The sequence below is a fragment of the Streptomyces sp. NBC_00654 genome, assembly GCF_026341775.1.
Classification (GTDB): domain Bacteria; phylum Actinomycetota; class Actinomycetes; order Streptomycetales; family Streptomycetaceae; genus Streptomyces.
Genome location: NZ_JAPEOB010000001.1, coordinates 185,902 through 204,399, shown reverse-complemented (window position 1 = coordinate 204,399; position 18,498 = coordinate 185,902). Strand labels below are relative to the sequence as shown.

Below are 18,498 nucleotides of genomic sequence, written 5' to 3'. Positions count from 1 at the left end.
CCACACTCCGGCGCTATGCACGACACGCGGAGTCCGGCGATGGTTGTGCGGTCGGGCGTGTCTTCAGCGTCCGAGCCGTCCCCGGACCATACCCATCAGGCCGTTGACCTCTTCGATGCGCATCTTCTTGGCCGCTGTGAAGAAGACGCCCAGGAGGAGGATGCCGCCGCAGATCAGCGAGACGAGCGAGCCGAGAGCCCCGTCGCCGAGGAACTCCAGAAGGGCGAAGCCCACGCCGCCGCCGATGATCGCGGCGGGGATGGCCGCCAGGCAGAGCCGGGCGTACGTACGCACCACATGGGCACCGTCCAGATCGCCGCCCAGCCGGTCGCGCAGCCGTCGCCAGGCGATACCCACTCCCACCGCGTAGGCCAGCCCGTACGAGGCGGCCATGCCCACGACCGCCCACCGGGCGGGAAGCACGACGTAGCACAGCGCGGAGGCAGCGGCGTTGACCGCGGCGACGATGACCGTGTTGTAGAAGGGGGTGCGGGTGTCCTCGTAGGCGTAGAACCCGCGCAGCACGACGTACTGCACGGAGTACGGGATGAGGCCGAGACCGAAGGCCATCAGGATGAAGCCCATGGACCGTGCCGCCTCGGTGCCGCTGGAGGCGTACAGCAGGGTGCACATCGGCAGCCCGAGCGCGAGGAAGGTGAAGGCGACCGGCACGATGGCGACCGCGGAGTTGCGCAGCCCCTGCGAGATGTCGTCGCGGACGGCACCGGGGTCGTTGTCGTGGGCGGCCCGGGAGATGCGGGGCAGCAGCGCGGCCATGACGGAGACGGTGATGATGGCCTGCGGCATGCCCCAGATCAGCTGGGCGTTGGAGTAGGCGAGGAAGCCCGTGCCGTCCTTGCCGGCGAGCTTGCCGGCCGCGGTCGCGAGCTGGGTGACGACGAGCACACCCGCCTGGTTGGCCAGGACGAACAGGACGGTCCACTTGGCCAGCTTGATCGTCTTGCCGAGGCCGTGGCCCTTCCAGTCGAAGCGCGGGCGGAAGCGGAACCCCGCCTCGCGCAGATACGGGATCATCGCGAGGGCCTGGACGACCAGTCCGAGCAGGGTGCCGATACCCAGCAGGCGCACGCCCTCCGGCGGGATCGTGTCCACCCCCATCCGGGACTCGGCGGAGGTGCCGTAGACCCAGATGAACAGACCGAACGTGAAGATCATGACGATGTTGTTGAGGACCGGGGTCCACATCATCGCGCCGAACTTTCCGCGGGCGTTGAGGATCTGCCCCATCACCACGTGCACGCCCATGAAGAAGATGGTCGGCAGGCAGTACCGGGCGAAGGTGACGGCCACACTGTCGGCCGCCGCGTCGTTCGCGATCGTGCTCGACATGAGATGGATCAGCAGCGGCGCGGCGAAGACCGCTACGGCGACGATCAGGCCGAGCGCGACCATCACCAGTGTCAGCAGCCTGTTGGCGTAGGCCTCGCCGCCGTCCTCGTCGTCCTTCATGGAGCGGACGAGCTGGGGTACGAAGACCGAGTTGAGGCCGCCGCCCACGGTGAGGATGTAGATCATCGTCGGCAGGGTGTACGCGATGGTGAAGCTGTCGCCGAGGATCGCGGCGCCCAGCGCGGCGGTGATGACCAGGCTGCGGACGAAGCCGGTGAGCCGGGAGACGAGGGTGCCGGCCGCCATCAGCGCGCTGGACTTCAGCAGACTGGAGGCGCGGCCGCCGGACTTCGGAGGTACCGGTGCCGGAGCGGCTTCGGGCTCCGGCGGACCCGGCGGCCTTCCGGTGCCTTCCTGGTCACGGAAGAGGTGGGCGAAGGCGTCCGGCTCCTCGCGGTCGTCGGACGCCTGGGTGACCAGGGCGTCCACTCCGACGAACTGGGTGGTCGCCGCGTGATCGCCGTAGGGCAGGTGGCGGGAGGGGCCTGCGGGCTCGGGCGGCGGGGTCTGGGCCCAGAGACGCGGGTCGGGGGCGTACGGGGCCGGGGGAGGCTGCTGGTAGAGCGGCTGCGGCTCCTGGTAGGTGCCGGGCGGCGGCGGTGGGTGCGAGGCGCGGTCGTAGAGCGCCTCGTTCACCGGGTCCTGGGCGGCGAGGTCCCGCGCTTGGTAGGGGTCGTGCTCGTAGGCGTGCTGGAGGTACGGGTCGGACGGCACCTGACCGTCCTGGCCGGAGCCCGGAGGTACCGGTGGCCCGCCCGGATACCCTCCTCCGCCCACACCCTGGCCGCGGTCACCGTCGTACGGCGCGTTCATCGAAACCCCACCTCATCGTCCCCGGCCGACCGGCCACGACAGACATCGCTCAACGGTCCACTTTCTCACCCGTATCCGACGGGGCCCCGCTTTCCGGTCCGGTGTCCGGGGTCGGGTCACTCGGCTGCTCGGGTTCGCCTCCGTTGCCGTCCGCCGTGTCGCTTGCGACGGAGCGCTTGCGGTGGGTGTACATCCGGACCCCGGCGAGGACCAGCAGCAGCAGCCCGCCGGCGATCACCAGCAGCACGGTGGGGGTGACTTCGGAGACCTTCACCGTGAACGTCATCTCTTCGCCGTACGGCGTTCCGTCCTCGGTGAACAGCCGCGCGGTGACGCGCGCCTGGCCGTTGGCGTTGGCCGACGCGTCGAACTTCAGCGACTGGCTGTGCCCGCCCGCGATCTTGACCGGCAGCTCGGCCACGGATCCGTCGTCGTCGAACTTGAGCCGGATGTTGTCCGACGTGACCTTGAGGACCAGATGGTCGACGCCCTGAACCAGCTTGTTCTGCACTGTCACAGGGATCGTCGCGCTGCGGCCGGAGAGGGTGACGTCCGACTTCTCGATGAGCGTGACCTCGTTGGAGAGGCCCTGCAGATAGGTGCGGACCGAGTCACGGTACTGCTGTGCTTCCAGCGGCCTGCCGCGCCAGGACGTCGACATCGAGCGGTTGATCGCGTTGCCGAAGGGGGTCACGACCCGCTCGGGCTGGGTGAGGATGACCCGGAAGCTGTTGAGCGAGTCCTGGGTCGTCCTGATGTCCTGGAACGCCTGGGTGGGCAGTTCGCGGTCGCGGAGCTTCTTGGGGTACTTGGAGGCCTTGGGCACCTTCGTGGTGGCCCGTGCGTCGGGCTTCACCTCGGCCGCCGCCACCAGGTCCAGGGGCTGCGTCCAGTGACCGTCACCGAGCGCCCGCAGGGCGGTGGCCATCGTCTGGGCCTGGGCGGCGGTGGGCATCCGCTGCGGCGCCACGACGATGCTGCGCTCGTTCTCCGGGGCCTGCTCGGTCAGCGCCAGTGTCTGGGCGAGGAACTTCTGGACGGCGAGCGTCGAGGCACCCGCCTTCGACATGTCGCCGTCGAACGCGGTGGACAGCCGGGCGTCGGCGACGACCGCAGTGGTGCCGCCGCCGATCGGCCGGGCCGCGGTCGGCGTGTACGGCAGGTTGCCGGTCTCCCGGAGGCTGTCGCTGCGGGCGATCACCTTGTGGGCACCTGCCGAGGTGGCCACATCGACGATCGACGGGTCGACGGCGCCGTTCACGGGCCAGGCGAAGTCCGTGGACGGCTTCACATGCAGGACGGTCTCCACCGTCTTCGCGGCCACCTCGGAGGCGGTCTGCAAATGGCTCAGGGTGCCGGAGACGCTCTTGCCGCGGTGGGCGATGGACGCCAGATCGGGGTCGGCGAACGGCAGGGCGATCACCTTGTCGTCCGCCACCGCGGCTTCCAGCGAGGTGAGCCACTGCTTGGCGATGTCCTGGTTCTTCCCCGCGACCGTGGAGTCACCGACCTTGACCTGGTAGTTCTTGGTCATCGCATCGACGCCGGCCAGCAGGTCGGGGTCGATGACCCAGGTCACCGGCAGCTGGCTGCCCAGCGACACCATCTGTTCGAGCCGCCCGCCGGGGGCCAGTTCCTCGGCGAGGTCGTCGTTCGCGAACACCGGTGTCTGCTGTTCGTCCGAGCCCGTCTCCGCCGTCACATGCGGGGAAGTGATCAGCGGCCAGAGGAACGTCATTCCGGTCTTGCTGTCGGTGTCCTCGGGCTGCCAGGGCAGGAAGGAACGCTCGATGCCGAGGACCTGCCCGTACCCGCTGCCGGATGTCCGGCCCGAGAGCGAGACACCGAGCTGATAGACACCCTCGTCGTCCAGCCCGAGCTTGTCGACGGGAACAGTGAGGGTGAAGTCCTGGCTGATGCCGCTGCGCAGCTTGGGGACCTTCAGCGTGTACTTGCCGCCGATCTCCACCGGGTCGGCCCCGGGAACGTAACCGGTGCGCTTGGCCGCGTCGTCGATCTCGCCCCTGCTGGACAGCCGGGGGCCCACCCGCAGGCCGACCTCGCCGTCGGTGACCGTTTGCTTGCCCTTGTTGGTCAGGGTGCCGGAAATGGTCAGGGTGTCGCCCTCCACCGGTACGTTCGGGGAGAGGGTGTTCAGGGACACGTCGACCGTACGGGAACCGGTGGGAGCCTTGCCGGGTTCAGCGGCCTGCGCGGCCGGGCCGGTCAGCAGAGCGGCCAGCAACGGTGCTCCGAGCGCCGCGGCGGCGGTGCGCCGCAGCCACCGGCGGGCAGGAGAGGGACTGATCCCCTGAAAGTCTGCCGCCTCGGCCACGCGCCTACCCGTCCCTCGTCGTCGTCAGCTGCTGTCGATCGTTGTCGGTTCTGCGTCCCCGCATGGTAACGATGTGCGCGGGGGCGAAGTGCTGGGGACCGTGCGACATGATCGGGAGAGTCTTGCAGGGTCCCGGTAAACGATGACGCTCGGGCCGGTCCATGCACGTAACCTTTTCTGTTGTGCCGAACGCCAACGAAGACAACGCCAGTGCCCTGAGTCAGGTGCAGCACCGCGCAGTGAGTGAGCTGCTGCGGGTGTCCCCGGTCGCCGACGACCTCGCCCGCCGATTCGAGGAGGCCGGATTCAGCCTCGCCCTGGTGGGCGGCTCGGTCCGTGACGCGCTGCTCGGCAGGCTCGGGAACGACCTGGACTTCACGACCGATGCCCGCCCCGAGGACGTGCTCAGGATCGTGCGTCCGTGGGCCGACTCGGTGTGGGAGGTCGGGATCGCCTTCGGCACCGTCGGCTCCCAGAAGGACGGCTACCAGATCGAGGTCACCACCTACCGGTCGGAGGCGTACGACAGGACCTCGCGCAAGCCGGAGGTCTCCTACGGCGACTCCATCGAGGAAGATCTCGTACGCCGGGACTTCACGGTGAACGCGATGGCGGTGGCTCTGCCGCGGAAGGAGTTCATCGACCCGCACGGCGGCCTCAGGGATCTCTCGGAACGGGTGCTGCGTACTCCGGGTACGCCCGAGGAGTCCTTCTCCGACGACCCGCTGCGCATGCTGCGGGCCGCGCGGTTCGCCGCGCAGCTGGACTTCGAGGTCGCGCCCGAGGTCGTGACGGCCATGACCGAAATGGCCGGACGCATCGAGATCGTCTCCGCCGAGCGGGTCCGTGAGGAACTCAACAAGCTGCTTCTCTCCGCGCATCCCCGCAAGGGGCTGGGGCTGCTGGTGGACACGGGCCTGGCGGACCGGGTGCTGCCGGAGCTTCCCGCGCTGCGACTGGAAAGTGACGAGCATCACCGTCACAAGGATGTCTACGAGCACTCCCTGACCGTCCTGGAGCAGGCCATCGACCTGGAGGAGGACGGCCCCGACCTCGTCCTCCGGCTCGCCGCGCTGCTTCATGACATCGGCAAGCCGAGGACGCGACGCTTCGAGAGCGACGGCCGTGTCTCCTTCCACCATCACGAAGTGGTGGGCGCCAAGATGACCAAGAAGCGGCTGACCGAGCTCAAGTACTCCAATGACATGGTCAAGGACATCTCGAAGCTGGTGGAACTGCATCTGCGGTTCCACGGCTACGGTGACGGCGAATGGACCGACTCGGCGGTGCGCAGATACGTGCGTGATGCCGGACCGCTGCTGGACCGGCTCCACAAGCTGACCCGGTCGGACTGCACCACACGGAACAAGCGCAAGGCGAATGCTCTCTCGCGGACCTATGACGGGCTGGAGGAGCGCATCGCGCTGCTGCAGGAGCAGGAGGAGCTGGACTCCATCCGCCCGGATCTGGACGGCAACGAGATCATGCGGGTGCTGGACGTCGGCCCCGGGCCGGTGATCGGCAAGGCCTACGCGTTCCTGCTGGAGCTGCGACTGGAGAACGGGCCCATGGAGCACGAGGCAGCGGTGGCGGCGCTCAAGGAGTGGTGGGCCACGCAGAGCTGAGCGGTCCGCCGGTCATGTTTCACGTGAAACATGACCGGCGGACCGTCGGGCGAGGGGGCACTGTTTCACGTGAAACAGTGCCCCCTCGGCATGTCCGCACGGTGTCCCGCGCGCCCGGCCGTCTCCGGCTCGCGCGTGGCCCTCCCGTTTCCGGCCGTGCTCGGCCCGTCCCGCTATGGCCTGCCGCTCGTGCGCCGCCACCGGAACAGCGCCACCGAGACGGCCGCGTAGAGCACGGCCACTCCCGCCACCACGGTGACCGACCTGCCGTCCGGGGGCAGCATCAGGGCCGACGCGGCGGCAGCCCCCACGAACGCGACGTTGAACAGCACGTCGTAGAGCGAGAAGACCCGGCCGCGGAAGGCGTCGTCCACCGAGGTCTGCACCACCGTGTCCGTCGCGATCTTGGAGCCCTGCGTCACGACTCCGAGGATGAACGCGGCGACCAGCATCGGCACCGGAGCGAAGGTCAGTCCCAGCGCGGGTTCCAGGACGGCCGCTGTCCCGGCGCACGCGATCATCCAGCCGTACCGCCCGAGGCGCCCCACCGCCCAGGGGGTCAGAACGGCGGCGACGAAGAAGCCCGCGCCCGAGATCCCCACCGCCAGGCCGAGCAGCGCGAGCCCGTCGGACTCGTTGTCCGACCACGCGTAGCGGCACAGCATCAGCACCATCACGGTGAGGGCGCCGTAGCAGAAGCGGATCGCGGTCATGGCGGCCAGTGCGCGGGCCGCGTCCTTCCCTTCCGCCAGATGGCGCAGTCCGGCGGCGAGACCGCGGGCCGTGACGGCCAGTGCCGCCCGCAGCCGCAGGGGATCCCCGTCGCGGTCGGGCCCCAGGAGCTTTCGGGGCAGGCTCAGCGAGGCCAGTGCCGACAGGAGATAGAGCAGCGCGCCCAGGGTGACCACCGCGGCATCGGACTCGTCCGCCAGCAGGCGTACGACGAAGGCGAGGCCGCCACCCGCGGTGGCCGCGAGCGTACCGGCGGTCGGGGAGAGGGAGTTGGCCATGACGAGGCGGTCGGCGTCGACCACACGGGGCAGGGCGGCGGAGAGGCCGGCCAGCACGAAGCGGTTGACCGCGGTGACGCAGAGGGCCGAGGCGTAGAAGAGCCAGTCCGGTACCGAGCCGAGGATCAGCAGAGCCGTGCAGCAGGCGAGGCCCGCGCGCAGCAGGTTCCCGTACAGGAAGACCTGACGGCGTGGCCAGCGGTCCAGCAGCACACCGGCGAACGGGCCGACCAGGGAGTACGGGAGGAGGAGCACAGCCATCGCCGAGGCGATCGCAGCGGCCGAGGCCTGTTTCTCCGGGGAGAAGACGACATGTGCGGCGAGGGCGACCTGATAGACGCCGTCCGCCGACTGGGAGAGGAGCCGCACGGCGAGGAGGCGACGGAAGTTCCGAAGGCGCAGGAGTATGCGCAGATCACGCGCGACAGGCATGTGAGCAAGCGTCACACACGTCGGGGGTCCCCGGGCGGATTGCCCGGGGACCCCCGACGTACGGCAAGGGGAGGAGCGTTGCCGCTCATCGCCCTGGTGAGGCTGTCAGCCGTGCCGGCCGATTCAGCGCTCGATGTCGCCGCTGATGAACTTCTCGACGTTCTCGCGAGCCTCGTCGTCGAAGTACTGGACCGGCGGGGACTTCATGAAGTACGAGGACGCGGAGAGGATCGGGCCACCGATGCCGCGGTCCTTGGCGATCTTCGCCGCACGCACGGCGTCGATGATGACACCGGCGGAGTTCGGGGAGTCCCACACCTCGAGCTTGTACTCAAGGTTCAGCGGAACATCGCCGAAGGCGCGGCCCTCAAGGCGCACGTACGCCCACTTGCGGTCGTCCAGCCAGGCCACGTAGTCCGAGGGGCCGATGTGGACGTTGTCCGCACCGAGCTCACGGTCACGGATCTGCGAGGTGACGGCCTGCGTCTTGGAGATCTTCTTGGACTCCAGGCGCTCACGCTCAAGCATGTTCTTGAAGTCCATGTTGCCGCCGACGTTCAGCTGCATCGTGCGGTCCAGGATGACACCCCGGTCCTCGAAGAGCTTCGCCATCACGCGGTGCGTGATGGTGGCGCCGACCTGGGACTTGATGTCGTCGCCGACGATCGGGACACCGGCCTCGGTGAACTTGTCCGCCCACTCCTTGGTGCCGGCGATGAAGACCGGGAGAGCGTTGACGAACGCGACCTTGGCGTCGATGGCGCACTGCGCGTAGAACTTCGCAGCGACCTCGGAACCGACGGGCAGGTAGCAGACGAGGACGTCGACCTGCTTGTCCTTGAGGATCTGGACGATGTCGACCGGCGCCTCGGTGGACTCCTCGATCGTCTCGCGGTAGTACTTGCCGAGACCGTCGTGGGTGTGACCGCGCTGAACGGTCACGCCCGTGTTCGGCACGTCAGCGATCTTGATGGTGTTGTTCTCGCTGGCGCCGATGGCGTCCGCGAGGTCGAGGCCGACCTTCTTCGCGTCGACGTCGAAGGCGGCGACGAACTCGACGTCGCTGACGTGGTATTCGCCGAACTGGACGTGCATCAGACCGGGCACCTTGCCGGCCGGATCTGCGTCCTTGTAGTACTCGACGCCCTGCACCAGCGAGGCGGCGCAGTTGCCCACGCCTACGATGGCTACGCGAACCGAACCCATTCCGGTTGCTCCCTGTGTGTTCTCGGTATGACCGATGAAGGATGAAGTCCTGCGGAACTGCGGGGACTTCACTTGGCGGTGTCGTCGGACGGATCCGGCGGGGTGTTACCCCGGTGCCGGGGCAGGCCGCCCGTCTCTCCTGATGTGTCCTGCTGAGCGGAGCCCTCGGGCGAGGATCGTCGCTGATCCCGTCCCGACCGCTCGCTCTCGATGAGCTCGTTCAGCCAGCGCACTTCGCGCTCCACGGACTCCATGCCGTGCCGCTGCAGCTCAAGTGTGTAGTCGTCGAGTCGTTCACGGGTCCGGGCGAGGGAGGCGCGCATCTTCTCCAGACGCTCCTCCAGCCTGCTGCGCCGGCCTTCCAGCACGCGCATCCGCACTTCACGTTCCGTCTGACCGAAGAAGGCGAAGCGTGCCGCGAAGTGCTCGTCCTCCCAGGCATCCGGTCCGGTGTGCGAGAGCAGCTCCTCGAAGCGCTCCTTACCTTCTGCCGTCAGCCGGTAGACGATCTTGGCCCGGCGCCCCGCGAGTGACGAGGCGGGAGCCGCGGCCCGGCCGGCGGCCGGCGGAAGGTCTGCCGGGGCACTTCCCGGTTCCTCGATCAACCAGCCGTTGGCGACCAGCGTCTTGAGGCAGGGATAGAGCGTGCCGTAGCTGAACGCGCGGAAGATCCCCAACGAGGTGTTGAGGCGTTTGCGCAGCTCGTAGCCGTGCATCGGGGACTCGCGGAGCAGGCCGAGGACGGCGAATTCAAGGATGCCGGAGCGTCTGCTCACCTTCGCCTCCTCCCTTCTCCGGGTGCTCCCGCGGAGCTCTTACGGCGAACTTATGCCGCGCTGATGTATCGACTCGATACATCAGCACGATAGATCGGTCAGCACGGTTCGACAAGGGGAGCCTTCGTGAACGGCGTCACATCACCAATTCGTAGGAAGCGACTTGCGTTATTTGGGGTGAACTTCGGCCCTAGGTGGGTTTTGACCGTGCGTAGTCTGTGCGGCATGCAGACCACCGGGAACCGAGTGACGCCACCGGGCGTCAGTCATCGCGGACTGGCGGATGCGCTGCGGGGGAGCCTTCCGCAGGGCTTGTCCGTAATTCGGGGGGACCGGATCTCAACTGCCGCTTCCAGGCGCTCTCGCCTGCCCGAGGAGTAGTCGTTCGATGAGCGAGCACCGTCGCAAAACGCCTGAGCCGCAAGGTGGCGGGCGTGCAGCGGCCAGACGAGCCGCCCAGCAGTCAACAGGACGCCGCGCGGCACCGTCACGCAGAGCAACAACTGAGTCACCTTCCGGACCCCATGGCGAGGAGCGCCCGTACGGGGGCCGCGCCGAGGCCCGTCGTGCCGCACAGCGCGGTGGCCGGCGGCGGGGCGGCGAAGAGGCGGACTCCGCAGGCCATGGGGCCGGCGGAGGCGGCCGACGACGCGGTGGCGGAGGGGGCGGGCACGAGGGCCCGCGCGGCCGGGGACGCGGTGACAGCCGCCCCGGCAAGAAGCGTGTCATCGACTACCCGCGCCACGGGAAGGACGGCTTCCGTCGCTGGGTGCCGTCGTGGAAGCTGGTCTCCGGCGTCTGCCTGAGCTTCCTCGGGCTCCTGATGGGCGCGGCCGGGATCGCGTACGCGCTGGTCGTCCCCCCGAAGGTCAACGACGCGGCCAGGGCGCAGAACAACGTCTACTACTGGGCCGACGGTACGCAGATGGTGGCGACCGGAGGTGAGGTCAACCGCCAGGTGATCAGCTACGGGCAGATCCCCGAGGCCATGCGGAACGCCGTCATCTCGGCCGAGAACAAGACGTTCGACGACGACCGGGGCATCGACCCGATGGGCATCGCCCGCGCCGTGTTCAACATGGCCAAGGGCGGTGATACCCAGGGCGGTTCGACGATCACACAGCAGTATGTGAAGAACTCGATGCTGAGCCAGGAACAGACGCTGAGCCGCAAGGTCAAGGAACTGTTCATCACGCTCAAGGTCGGTGGTACGGCCAACAAGGAAGACGTGATGGCCGGGTACCTCAACGTCTCCTACTACGGGCGTGGCGCATCGGGTCTCCAGGCGGCGGCCCGTACGTACTACGGCAAGGACGCCTCCAAGCTCAACCCGAGCGAGTGCGCCTTCCTGGCGACCCTCCTCAAGGGCGCGAGCTACTACGACCCGGCCGGTGCCCCTGAGGTCGGCAAGGAGAAGACCTCCGCGAAGGCGAACACCAAGCGTGCGAAGGAACGCTGGGAGTGGATCCTCAACGAGCAGGTCAAGGACAAGCGGATGTCGCAGCAGGATCGCGACAAGTACACCGAGTTCCCGATGCCGCTGAAGCCGAAGAAGAACGCCCAGCTGGGCGGTCAGACCGGCTACCTCGTGGACCTCGCCAAGAATTACTTCATCAACAACAGCAACCCGAAGGTCGACGCCGACGACCTCGCCCTGGGCGGCTACGAGATCCACACGACCTTCGAGAAGGGCAAGGTCAAGGCCCTCAGCGACGCGGTGGAGAAGGTCTACAAGGCCAAGATCGACCCGGAGAAGCGCCCCGGGACCGACACCCATGTGGAGTTCGGCGGGGCGTCGATCGACGCGAAGACCGGCGCCATGCTCGCCACGTACGGCGGTCAGGACGCCACCGAGCACTACACCAACAACGCCAACCCGACCGGTGCGCAGGTCGGCTCGACCTTCAAGCCGTTCGTGCTGGCCGCGGCCATGCAGTACGGCAAGCGCGACCCGTCGCTGGGGGCCGACCAGGGCGATTCGGAGCGCACCCTGGTGTCGCCGAAGAGCGTCTACAACGGTGACGACAAGCTGGAGATCAAGAACTACAACGGCGAGGTCTGGAAGGACGAGAACGACAACAGCTGGCTCCAGACCAACGACGGCAACCACGACTACGGCGACATCGACCTGCGGTACGCCATGCAGGAGTCGGCGAACTCCCCCTATGTGCAGCTCGGCATGGATGTCGGGACGGACAAGGTGAAGGACGTCGCCGTCGCCGCGGGACTGCGTGACGACGACTACATGGCGAACGCGACCGTTCCGTCGTTCTCCATCGGTACGTCCTCGCCCAGCGCCATCCGGATGGCCAGCGCCTACGCCACCTTCGCCACCAGTGGTCAGCAGAACGAACCGTTCTCGGTGACCGAGGTGAAGAAGAAGGGCAACGTCATCTACCGGCACCAGAAGAAGCCCAAGCGTGCCTTCGACCCCGTCATTGCGGACAACGTCACGGACGTCCTGAAGAACGTCGTGGAGAACGGAACGGGTACGCCCGCCCAGCTCCCCGGCCGTGATGTCGCGGGCAAGACCGGTACGACGGACGGCAACAAGTCGGCCTGGTTCGTCGGCTACACCCCGCAGATCTCGACCGCGATCAGCATGTTCCGGCTGGACGACGACGAGAAGAACAAGGACCGCGAGTTCCTGAAGATGTTCGGCACGGGTGGCGAGAAGAAGATCCACGGTGCCTCGTTCCCCGCGTCGATCTGGCACGACTACATGGCCGGTGCGATGAAGGGGAAGAAGGTCGTGCGCTTCCCCGAACCGCAGCCCCTGGGTGACACGCTGTACGGCGGTGGTGCGGTCAGCCCGACCCCGACGCCCAGCCCGACCCCCTCGGACACCCCCTCCAGCGAGGCACCCCCGACGCCGTCGCCCGACCCCTCCACGGCGTCGCCCACACCGACCAACACCTGTAACCCGCTCGACTGGCAGTGCAACAACAACGGCGGCGGTGCCAACACCGGTGCGGACGGCGGTGGGAACAACGCCGGTGCCGACGGCGGCTCCGACACGGGAGCCACCGACGGAGCCGCCAACTCCGGAGCCAACCAGGGCACCACGGACGGTGCCGACGGGAGCGGCGGGAACGGGAACGGCGGAAACGGCAACACCGGAACTCTCTGGGGCGGCGGGGGCTAGCCACTCCACCGGGCAGCCCGCCCGGAACCCCACCACCCCGGACTCCACGGGCCGACGAGGGCCGCCGCACCACACCCGGTGCGGCGGCCCTCGCCGTGTCCCCGGCCCGGCCACGCCCCGCCCACAGCCCCGTACGGCAGGATGTGCGGCATGCCAAGCGCAGAAGACACGAGCGTGCACCAGGAGCGGCCCGTCGTACGGCCCACGCGCCAGGACGAGGTCGCCGCAGCGGGCAGCGAGCTGATCGGCGGGCGGGTGGGCCGCTGGGCACGGCTCGGCGACGGTCCGCTGACGCCCGTGCGGGTCATCGCTCTGGTGGCGATCGGGATGTTCGCGCTCGGCATGGTGCAGAAGATCCCCTGCTACGAGTGGGCCTGGTTCAAGGGCGCCACCTCGCAGTACACGCACGCCTGCTACTCCGACATCCCGCATCTCTTCCTGGGGCGCGGATTCGCCGACGGTCTCGTGCCGTACTTCGACGAGATCGGCGGTGACATGCAGTACCTCGAATACCCCGTTCTGACCGGGTTGTTCATGCAGGTCGCCGGGTGGCTGACGCTGACACCGGACAGCGACCCGCTCCAGCAGCGCGAGCAGATGTTCTGGATGGTCAACGCGGGCATGCTGATGATCTGCGCCGTGGTCATCGCGGTGTGCACCTCCCGTACGCACCGGCGGCGCCCCTGGGACGGACTGCTGGTCGCGCTCGCCCCCGCGTTCGCGCTCACCGCGACGATCAACTGGGACCTGCTGGCCGTCGCTCTGACGGCCGCGGCGATGCTCATGTGGTCCCGGGGGCGGGTGATCGCTTTCGGCGTCCTCATCGGCCTGGCGACGGCCGCCAAGCTCTATCCCGTCCTGCTGCTCGGCCCGCTCCTCGTGCTGTGCTGGCGGGCGGGCAGATGGCGGGAGTTCGGGCAGGCGGCCATCGGCGCGGCGGCGGCCTGGCTGGCGGTCAACCTGCCGGTGATGCTGTTCGCCCCCGAGGGGTGGAAGAAGTTCTACACCTTCAGCCAGGAACGGCCGATCGACTTCGGCTCGTTCTGGCTGATCATCACGCAGCGCACGGGGAAGACCATCGACGTCAGCACGGTGAACACGGCGTCGGTGCTGCTGATGGCCGTGTGCTGCGCGGGGATCGCCGGACTGGCGCTGATGGCCCCGCGCAGGCCCCGGTTCGCCCAGCTCGCGTTCCTGGTGGTGGCCGCGTTCGTCCTGACGAACAAGGTCTACTCGCCGCAGTACGTGCTCTGGCTGATCCCGCTGGCGGTGCTGGCCAGGCCGCGCTGGCGCGACTTCCTCGTCTGGCAGGCCTGCGAGGTCATGTACTTCATGGGGATCTGGCTGTACCTCGCGTACACGACCAGTGGCGACAAGCACCAGGGGCTGCCGCAGGACGGCTATCAGCTCGCGATCGTCCTGCACCTGCTGGGAACGCTGTACCTCTGTGCCGTGGTCGTACGGGACATCCTGCTGCCCGAGCGGGACGGGGTACGGAGCGACGGGTCGGACGATCCCTCGGGCGGGGTCCTCGACGGGGCGCCGGACGCGTTCGTCCTGGGGCCGGCGGTGCATCCGTCCCGGCACGCGGCGTCCGCGGTCGAGGGGCCGCGGGTGGAGTGGGGCACGGCGAGCGGCCGGACCGCCGCCGACTGACCTGCGGCCGGGGTGCCCGGCCGCAGGTCGCGCGGTACGGGCCGGGTCAGCGGTCCACGAGGCGGTCGAACTGGGTGGTCGTGTGGCGCAGGTGGGCCACCAGCTCGTCGCCGACCTTCGGCTCCTGGGCGTCCGAGGGGACGAACAGGATCGACACCTGCATGTGCGGCGGCTCGGCGAACCAGCGCTGCTTGCCGGCCCAGACGAACGGCGACAGATTGCGGTTGACCGTCGCCAGACCGGCGCGGGCCACGCCCTTGGCGCGCGGCATCACCCCGTGCAGTGCCTTGGGGGCCTCCAGGCCGACGCCGTGGGACGTCCCTCCGGCGACGACGACCAGCCAGCCGTCCGAGGCCACCTTCTGCTGGCGGTAGCCGAACCGGTCCCCCTTGGCGACGGCCGTGACGTCCAGGACGGCACCCCGGTACTCCGTCGCGTCGTGGTCGCCGAGCCAGAGCCGGGTGCCGATACGGGCGCGGAAGCGGGTCTGCGGGAACTGCTGCTGGAGCCGTGCCAGTTCCTCGGCGCGCAGATGGCTGACGAACATGGTGTGCAGCGGCAGCCTGGCCGCGCGCAGCCGGTCCATCCAGCCGATGACCTCCTCGACGGCGTCGGAGCCGTCGGTGCGGTCCAGCGGCAGGTGGATGGCGAAGCCTTCGAGCCGTACGTCCTCTATCGCGGCGTGCAGCAGCCCCAGCTCCTCCTCCTTCACACCGTGGCGCTTCATCGAGCTCATGCACTCGATGACCACCCGGGCGCCGACCAGCGCGTGCACGCCGTCGACGGAGGAGACGGACCGGATGACGCGGTCGGGGAGCGGCACCGGCTCCTCGCCCCGCCGGAAGGGGGTCAGGACGAGCAGATCGCCGCTGAACCAGTCCTTGATCCGGGCCGCTTCGTAGGTCGTGCCGACCGCGAGGGTGTCGGAGCCGAAGCGGATGGCCTCGTCGGCGAGCCGCTCGTGGCCGAAGCCGTAACCGTTGCCCTTGCAGACGGGTACGAGGCCGGGGAACTGGTCGATCACGGACTTCTGGTGCGCCCGCCAGCGCGCGGTGTCGACGTAGAGGGAGAGCGCCATGGCCGGCCCGGAACCTTTCTGGTGGCTGCGGTGGAGTCGGAGGTGTACGGAGGTTGCTGGAATGTCCGCCGACGGGATCGCGTCGGCCGGCCTGTCCATTGAAACGAATGACACCGGTTTCGTCACCGATGTCACTGGGATCAGCGGCGCGACATATACATGTCGAGCGCCTTGTGCAGCAGCTTGTTGAGCGGGAAGTCCCATTCGCCGACGTACTCGACGGCCTCGCCGCCGGTGCCGACCTTGAACTGGATCAGGCCGAAGAGGTGGTCGGTCTCGTCGAGCGAGTCGCTGATGCCGCGCAGGTCGTAGACGGTCGCGCCCATCGCGTACGAGTCGCGCAGCATCCGCCACTGCATCGCGTTCGAGGGCCTGACCTCACGCCCGATGTTGTCGGAGGCGCCGTAGGAGTACCAGACGTGGCCGCCGACGACGAGCATCGTGGCCGCGGAGAGGTTCACGCCGTTGTGCCGGGCGAAGTACAGCCGCATGCGGTTGGGGTCCTCGGAGTTGAGGACCGTCCACATGCGCTGGAAGTACGAGAGCGGGCGCGGCCGGAAGTGGTCGCGCACGGCCGTGATCTCGTACAGCCGCTGCCACTCGGCGAGGTCCTCGTAGCCGCCCTGGACGACCTCGACGCCCGCCTTGTCGGCCTTCTTGATGTTGCGTCGCCAGAGCTGGTTGAAGCCCTTGAGGACGTCTTCGAGGGAACGGTTGGCCAGCGGCACCTGGAAGACGTAACGGGGCTGTACGTCACCGAACCCGGCGCCGCCGTCCTCGCCCTGCTGCCAGCCCATCTTGCGCAGCCGGTCCGACACCTCGAAGGCACGCGGCTCGATGAACGTGGCCTCGACGTCACGCAGACGCTTCACCTCGGGGTCCTGGATACCGGACTTGATGGCCGCCGAGTCCCAGCGCCGGATGACCACCGGCGGGCCCATCTTCACCGAGAACGCGCCCTGCTGCTTGAGGTGGGCGAGCATCGGCCGGAGCCAGTCGTCCAGGTTGGGCGCGTACCAGTTGATGACCGGGCCCTCGGGGAGGTACGCGAGGTAGCGCTTGATCTTGGGCAGCTGGCGGTAGAGGACGAGACCCGCGCCCACCATGTCGCCGTTGCGGTCGAACCAGCCCAGGTTCTCCGAGCGCCATTCGGTCTTCACATCAGCCCACGCCGGGACCTGGCAGTGACTGGCCGAGGGCAGGCTCTGGATGTACGCCAGATGCTGCTCTCGGCTGATGGTCCTCAGGGTCAGGCTCATGCGGGGCGCTCCTCGGCAGGTGTGTCCCCATCGGTCAGGGGCTCCGGCTCTCGCGCCGAAGCCTACTGTGACCGAGGAGCGCCCGGCCTGGCCCCGCCCGGACCGGGCCCCGCCCCCTGGGGCCGGGGCCCGGCCGCGGGCGGACGGGCGGTCAGCCGATCACACCGCCGAAGAGGCCTCCGTGGGCCATCCCCAGGAAGAATCCGATGGCGGACGCTCCGAGGCCGAGGATGAGCGGGAACCTCTCGCGGGTGGTCACCGATATGTACTGCCCGTAGGCGCCCGTGAGGATGCCGATCAGACCGGCCCACGAGCTGATCAGGTGCAGGTTGTGGAACATCGCCGTCACGAACGCGAGAGCGCCGAGGACCAGGGTCACCGCCATCAGGCCGTCCTGCAGCGGATGGGCCTTGCCGTCCGTGGCGAAGAGGGAGACGGGGGGACGGGGTCGCATTGCCTGTGCCATGGAGTACCTCCTGGCCGGAAGGCGGCGCACTGTAGCGCCGCTCACATCCGATGTGTACAGATTGCGTCCTTCGGGCACCGGATTTCAACCGGAAGCCGGTCTACGGGTACTCTGTACGGTCTGCACCGGTGTCTGCCCAGGCCAGCACAGAGCGAGTCCCTCTTCACGGAGCGGATTTGTCAGTGGCGGCTGTTTTACTCGGAGACACTGTTGCTTACGCATCACGACCCTCCTGCCACGGAACGACCGTGGCCGCTGAGTCCAAAGGAGGTGGGTTCCACATGCGTCACTACGAGGTGATGGTCATCCTCGACCCCGATCTCGAGGAGCGAGCAGTCTCCCCGCTGATCGAGAACTTCCTCTCCGTCGTCCGTGAGGGCAACGGAAAGGTTGAGAAGGTCGACACCTGGGGCCGTCGTCGGCTCGCTTACGAGATCAAGAAGAAGCCCGAGGGCATCTACTCGGTCATCGATCTGCAGGCCGAGCCTGCGATCGTCAAGGAGCTCGACCGCCAGATGAGCCTGAACGAGTCGGTCCTCCGGACCAAGGTCCTCCGTCCCGAGACCCACTGAGCATCTAGCTCAGTGGTCATCGGGTTCGAGTAGCAGCAAGCAGCCAGAAGCAATCCCCGCCGAGAGGTTCACCCATGGCAGGCGAGACCGTCATCACGGTCGTCGGCAATCTCGTCGACGACCCCGAGCTGCGCTTCACCCCGTCCGGTGCGGCGGTCGCGAAGTTCCGTGTCGCGTCCACTCCCCGCATCTTCGACCGGCAGACCAATGAGTGGAAGGACGGCGAAGGCCTGTTCCTCACCTGCTCGGTCTGGCGTCAGGCGGCGGAGAACGTCGCGGAGTCGCTCCAGCGAGGCATGCGCGTTGTCGTGCAGGGCCGGCTGAAGCAGCGGTCCTACGAGGACCGTGAGGGCGTCAAGCGCACGGTCTACGAGCTGGACGTCGAGGAAGTCGGCCCCAGCCTCAAGAACGCCACGGCCAAGGTCACCAAGACCACGGGTCGCGGTGGCCAGGGCGGCCAGGGTGGATACGGCGGCGGCCAGCAGGGCGGCGGCAACTGGGGCGGCGGTCCCGGTGGCGGTGGCCAGCAGGGTGGTGGCGGTGCTCCCGCCGACGACCCGTGGGCCACCGGCGCGCCGGCAGGCGGCCAGCAGGGCGGGGGCCAGCAGGGCGGCGGAGGCGGCTGGGGCGGAAGCTCCGGCGGTTCCGGCGGCTCTGGCGGCGGCTACTCGGACGAGCCGCCCTTCTAGGGCAGCTCGTACCCCCACTTCTTGAT

General features: G+C 68.4%; 14 protein-coding genes. 5 read left to right on the top strand and 9 right to left on the bottom strand.

What is annotated here, in order from left to right:
* Positions 1-63: 63 nt before the first annotated feature.
* Positions 64-2,223, bottom strand: coding sequence for a murein biosynthesis integral membrane protein MurJ (gene murJ, locus OHA98_RS00925; RefSeq protein ID WP_266922173.1), 2,160 nt, complete (start codon positions 2,221-2,223; stop codon positions 64-66).
* 49 nt (positions 2,224-2,272) lie between these two features.
* The gene (locus tag OHA98_RS00920) at positions 2,273-4,558 is read right to left on the bottom strand and encodes a DUF6049 family protein (protein ID WP_266922172.1); all 2,286 of its coding nucleotides are present in this window, start codon (positions 4,556-4,558) and stop codon (positions 2,273-2,275) included.
* Positions 4,559-4,740: 182 nt separating this feature from the next.
* On the opposite strand from OHA98_RS00920, the gene OHA98_RS00915 reads away from it, so the two are divergent.
* Positions 4,741-6,183: a CCA tRNA nucleotidyltransferase gene (locus OHA98_RS00915; RefSeq protein WP_266922171.1), complete on the top strand. Its 1,443-nt coding sequence runs from the start codon at positions 4,741-4,743 to the stop codon at positions 6,181-6,183.
* Between the two features lie 173 nt (positions 6,184-6,356).
* Here the strand turns inward: OHA98_RS00915 and OHA98_RS00910 are convergent, their stop codons facing one another.
* The 4 genes from OHA98_RS00910 to OHA98_RS00895 form a co-directional block, all read right to left on the bottom strand.
* Complete coding sequence (locus OHA98_RS00910) at positions 6,357-7,625, bottom strand: MFS transporter (protein WP_266922170.1); 1,269 nt, start codon at positions 7,623-7,625, stop codon at positions 6,357-6,359.
* Positions 7,626-7,748: 123 nt separating this feature from the next.
* Complete coding sequence (locus OHA98_RS00905) at positions 7,749-8,831, bottom strand: inositol-3-phosphate synthase (protein WP_266922169.1); 1,083 nt, start codon at positions 8,829-8,831, stop codon at positions 7,749-7,751.
* Positions 8,832-8,899: 68 nt separating this feature from the next.
* A complete protein-coding gene (locus tag OHA98_RS00900; RefSeq protein WP_266922168.1) occupies positions 8,900-9,607 on the bottom strand; it encodes a PadR family transcriptional regulator in 708 nt (235 codons plus the stop codon).
* 508 nt (positions 9,608-10,115) lie between these two features.
* Entirely contained in the window at positions 10,116-10,352 is a 237-nt protein-coding gene (locus OHA98_RS00895) for a hypothetical protein (RefSeq protein WP_266922167.1), read from the bottom strand.
* A 24-nt stretch (positions 10,353-10,376) separates the two neighbouring features.
* Between OHA98_RS00895 and OHA98_RS00890 the strand changes: the two genes are divergently transcribed.
* Together OHA98_RS00890 and OHA98_RS00885 are read left to right on the top strand one after the other, a co-directional pair.
* On the top strand, positions 10,377-12,752 hold the full coding sequence (locus OHA98_RS00890; RefSeq protein WP_266922166.1) for a transglycosylase domain-containing protein: 2,376 nt from the start codon (positions 10,377-10,379) through the stop codon (positions 12,750-12,752).
* Positions 12,753-12,893: 141 nt separating this feature from the next.
* Positions 12,894-14,408: a glycosyltransferase family 87 protein gene (locus OHA98_RS00885; RefSeq protein WP_266922165.1), complete on the top strand. Its 1,515-nt coding sequence runs from the start codon at positions 12,894-12,896 to the stop codon at positions 14,406-14,408.
* A 46-nt stretch (positions 14,409-14,454) separates the two neighbouring features.
* Here OHA98_RS00885 and OHA98_RS00880 read toward each other — a convergent pair whose 3' ends face one another.
* The 3 genes from OHA98_RS00880 to OHA98_RS00870 all read right to left on the bottom strand — a co-directional run bounded on the left by OHA98_RS00880 (position 14,455) and on the right by OHA98_RS00870 (position 17,211).
* Positions 14,455-15,486 carry an alanine racemase gene (locus OHA98_RS00880; RefSeq protein ID WP_266922164.1) on the bottom strand — a complete coding sequence of 344 codons (1,032 nt, stop codon included), beginning with the start codon at positions 15,484-15,486 and terminating at the stop codon, positions 14,455-14,457.
* Positions 15,487-15,626: 140 nt separating this feature from the next.
* Entirely contained in the window at positions 15,627-16,745 is a 1,119-nt protein-coding gene (locus OHA98_RS00875; protein ID WP_266922163.1) for a peptidoglycan bridge formation glycyltransferase FemA/FemB family protein, read from the bottom strand.
* A 151-nt stretch (positions 16,746-16,896) separates the two neighbouring features.
* Positions 16,897-17,211, bottom strand: a complete 315-nt coding sequence (locus OHA98_RS00870) for a hypothetical protein (protein ID WP_266922162.1) — start codon at positions 17,209-17,211, stop codon at positions 16,897-16,899.
* A gap of 281 nt (positions 17,212-17,492) precedes the next feature.
* On the opposite strand from OHA98_RS00870, the gene rpsF reads away from it, so the two are divergent.
* Complete coding sequence (gene rpsF, locus OHA98_RS00865) at positions 17,493-17,783, top strand: 30S ribosomal protein S6 (protein WP_266922161.1); 291 nt, start codon at positions 17,493-17,495, stop codon at positions 17,781-17,783.
* A gap of 74 nt (positions 17,784-17,857) precedes the next feature.
* Complete coding sequence (locus OHA98_RS00860) at positions 17,858-18,472, top strand: single-stranded DNA-binding protein (protein WP_266922160.1); 615 nt, start codon at positions 17,858-17,860, stop codon at positions 18,470-18,472.
* Positions 18,473-18,498: the final 26 nt, after the last annotated feature.